Genomic DNA, 3616 nt, shown 5'->3' with positions numbered 1-3616 from the left:
GGGGGGGGGTTTTTGCCCCCGGCCCCGGGCCCGCCATATTTGCGGGTGTTGCCCGCCTCCAGCTGGGTAAAGGGCTGGAACAGCTGCGCCTGCTTCTCCGGCGCTATGCCGATGCCGGTGTCCCGCACGCTGAAGCAGACCCGCATCGGGTATTGATTGACTAGAGTGATGGCCACCTCCACCTCCCCCCGCTCGGTGAACTTGATGGCGTTGTTGACCAGGTTGACCAGCACCTGGCCGAGGCGCAGCGGATCGCCGCGCAGGAAATCGGGCACCGCAGGTGACTTGTTGATGATGACCTCGAGCTGCTTGCGCTCCGCCAGATCCGCAAACATGGCGGCCAGGGAGTCGAGCTGCTCGCTGAGATCGAAGTCGATCTCCTCCAGGGTCAGCTTGCCGGACTCCACCTTGGTGAGATCCAGGATGTCGTTGATGAGCAGCAGCAAGGTATCGGACGATGACTTTATCTTGTTGAGATAGTCCCGCTGCTGCTGATCGAGCTTGGTCTGCAGCGCCAGGGCACTGAAGCCGATGATGGCGTTCATGGGGGTGCGGATCTCGTGGCTCATGTTGGCCAGGAAGTCGCTCTTGGCCTGGGCCAGCAAGGCGGCGTGGCTGGACAGCTCGCGCAGCTTCTGGTTGCGGCGCCACAGGGTCGCGGCCACCAGAGAGAAGCAGAGCAGAGCGCCCCCCAGCACTATCAGGTAGAAACGGCTCTTGAGGGAAGAGGCCAAGTCCAGCTTGCTCTGCTTCCAGGCCGGCAGCGAGGCCAGCCCCTTCATCTCGACGATCTGGTTGCGCAGGCGATGGTATTCCATCACCTGCTGGTTGAGCTCCTGGCTGAGCCGGGTAAGGGCCATGACCTTGGGCTGCCCGGAGTAGGTCTCCATCAGCCGCCGTTGCAGTTGCTGCAGTTGACGCAGCTCGCTCGTGTCCCAGCTGCGCCTGAGGTAGTGGCTCAGGCGGGCGAGCTCGGTGAGATCGCGGGCCTGCTCGGCCCCGGCCGGCAGGGTTGCCAGCAGCGCCTTGAGCTGGCCCTGGAAACGGGGCGCCAGGTATTCGATGGTCATCTCCATGGTGTATAGCCTGGCGAGATCCAGCAGATAACCATCGATGTCCCGTTGCAGCGCCTGGGACTTGGGATCATCCACCGACCCCGGGTCTTCACGCACCTGACTCACGAAACGATCCAGGCTGCTCGACAGCAGGCTGAGGCGCTGCTGTACGCTGCCATCGCTGGCCTTCTCGCGTCCCAGCAGATAGACGGTGTCGGTATTGACCCGGTTGAGGACCAGCTCTGCGGCCACGCTCAGATCGGAGGCGCGTTGCTGCTGGCTCAGCAACTGCCAGCAATAGGCAGAAAACGCCAGCAGCGATACGATGATAAGGCCAAAGACAACACCATTGTCCCGTGCAACACTCTTCATCCCGTCTCGATTCTCATGTCATGGTCGGCCATCCGGTGACCCTGGGTCAGGGCCAGACAGCCGAGTGTGAAAAACAACTGAGCACTATGTTACCGTTAGTCTGCTCTGTGAATGCAATAAAGATGTTGCCGGGCCATGAATAAAGGAACCAATTATGTCACTTGTCACTACCTATTGTAGCCACTGCTTTACCCGCAATCGCCTGCCCGGCGACAAGCTGGACGCCAGTGCGAAGTGCGGTCGCTGCCACCAGCCCCTGTTTTCCCACTCCCCGGTGTCGGGTCGCATGGCGCACTTTGATGCCCTGATCCAGTCCGACATACCGGTGGTGGTCGATTTCTGGGCCAGCTGGTGCGGCCCCTGCCTGCAGTTCGCCCCCGTCTTTCAAGAGATAGCCCAGGAGCTCGAACCCCGCATCCGCTTCGTGAAGCTCGACACCGAACAGGAGGCCGCCATCGCCAGCCGCTATGGCATTCGCAGCATACCGACCCTGATGGTCTTCAGAGGGGGGCAGATCCTGGCTCAGCGCAGCGGCTCCCTGCCCAAGAGCCTGTTCAGGGAGTGGCTGCTGTCCGTCACGGCAGCGCCCAAATGAAAACGAAATGTTTAATTTCTGTTTAATCCCAGATCCATTTTCACTTGACTCTGTGAGTCGCCACATGCTTTGACCATATCCCCCTGTTTCAAACAGGGGGATAAATGTAACCTCGGCAACACAACAACAACCATAAATTAACCGAGAGAACAACATGCATACCTCTGCAGTCCCTTCCGCCCCTACACGCTGGCTGGACATCAAGGCCGGGATCGTCATTCTGGATCTCCTGCTGCTCTGTGCCATGCTCGCCTGGCTTCCGTTTGATCCCATGATCAACAAAGGCCTCGGCATCCTGATCTTCATCGCCATCCTCTGGCTGACCGAGGCGGTGAACATCACCATCACGGCCTTGTCCATCCCGGTGCTTGCCACCCTGCTCGGGGTGTTTGACATGAGCAAGTCGCTGACCGACTTCGCCAACCCTGTCCTCTTCCTCTTCTTCGGCGGCTTTGCCCTGGCGGCGGCCCTCTCCAAGCAGGGACTGGATACCCAGATCGCCGCCAAGGTGATGCAGCTGGCCAAGGGTCACCTGGGCTGGGCAGCCATAGTGCTGTTCACCATCACGGCGGCGCTCTCCATGTGGATCAGCAACACCGCCACCGCCGCCATGATGATGCCGCTCGCCCTCGGCATGCTCAAGGGACTCGACGTTCACAAGGAGCGTCGCACCCTGGTCTTCGTGCTGCTTGGCGTCGCCTACAGCGCCAGCATCGGCGGGATCGGCACCCTGGTGGGCAGCCCCCCCAATGCCATCGCCGCCGCCCAGATGGGGCTTGGCTTCACCGACTGGCTGAAGTTCGGCATCCCGGTGGTGCTCATCTTCATGCCGGTGGGCATAGGCCTGCTCTACTGGGTGACGCGCCCCAACCTGTCGCACCAGGTCAGCACCGAGCAGGTCACCATAGAGTGGACCGGCCAGCGCAAGACCACCTTGCTCATCTTCCTGACCACAGTGCTGCTGTGGATTGGCTCCCAGCCCATCGCCGCGGCGCTCGGCGGCATTCCCCAGTTCGATACCCTGATCGCCATGGGTGCCATCCTGGCCATCGCCGTCAGCCGGGTCGCCAGCTGGGATGACATCAACCAGAACACCGACTGGGGCGTGCTGCTGCTGTTCGGGGGTGGCCTGACCTTAAGCGCCATCCTCAAGCAAACCGGCGCCAACGCCTTCCTGGCGGAGCACCTCTCCAGTGCGCTAGCCACCATGCCCATCTTCATCATACTGCTCTGCCTTGCCGCCTTCGTGGTGTTCCTGACCGAGCTGGTCTCCAACACCGCCACCGCCGCCCTGCTGGTGCCGCTGTTCGCCGGTGTGGCCGAGGCGCTGGGGGTCTCCCCCGTAGTGGTGTCCGTGCTGATCGCCGTCGGGGCCTCCTGTGCCTTCATGCTGCCGGTGGCCACGCCGCCCAACGCCATTGTCTTCGCCAGCGGTCACATCCAGCAGCGGGAGATGATGCGGGCCGGTCTGGTGCTGAACCTGGTGTTCACCGTCATCCTGACCCTGCTGGCCTATTTCATGGGTGACATCCTCCATTGATCCCCGGCCAGGCAGATGGGCCTGAGGATGCTGACGGGCCGAGCCCCTGAGCCG

Annotated in this window: 3 protein-coding genes; 2 read left to right on the top strand and 1 reads right to left on the bottom strand. The window is 61.9% G+C overall.

Annotated elements, in window-relative coordinates; translation table 11 throughout:
* Positions 1-1427 (bottom strand): histidine kinase dimerization/phospho-acceptor domain-containing protein (locus tag ACWPWQ_RS21230; RefSeq protein ID WP_454010699.1); only part of this gene is annotated, 1427 nt, incomplete at its 3' end.
* Positions 1428-1581: 154 nt separating this feature from the next.
* Here ACWPWQ_RS21230 and trxC point away from each other — a divergent pair.
* Both trxC and ACWPWQ_RS21220 read left to right on the top strand, forming a co-directional pair.
* Entirely contained in the window at positions 1582-2022 is a 441-nt protein-coding gene (gene trxC / locus ACWPWQ_RS21225) for a thioredoxin TrxC (protein ID WP_454010698.1), read from the top strand.
* Between the two features lie 154 nt (positions 2023-2176).
* The gene (locus tag ACWPWQ_RS21220; RefSeq protein ID WP_454010697.1) at positions 2177-3562 is read left to right on the top strand and encodes an SLC13 family permease; all 1386 of its coding nucleotides are present in this window, start codon (positions 2177-2179) and stop codon (positions 3560-3562) included.
* The last annotated feature ends 54 nt before the right edge of the window (positions 3563-3616 follow it).

The sequence above is a fragment of the Aeromonas sp. Marseille-Q7275 genome, from assembly GCF_965119515.1.
Note: the sequence above shows the minus strand (reverse complement) of the source record. Positions and strands in the feature narration are given on the sequence as shown.

Excerpts from the sequence above, each read along its gene's own strand:
- ACWPWQ_RS21220 (WP_454010697.1), top strand. The coding sequence starts at position 2,177 with ATGCATACCTCTGCAGTCCCTTCCGCCCCTACACGCTGGCTGGACATC.
- trxC (WP_454010698.1), top strand. The coding sequence starts at position 1,582 with ATGTCACTTGTCACTACCTATTGTAGCCACTGCTTTACCCGCAATCGC.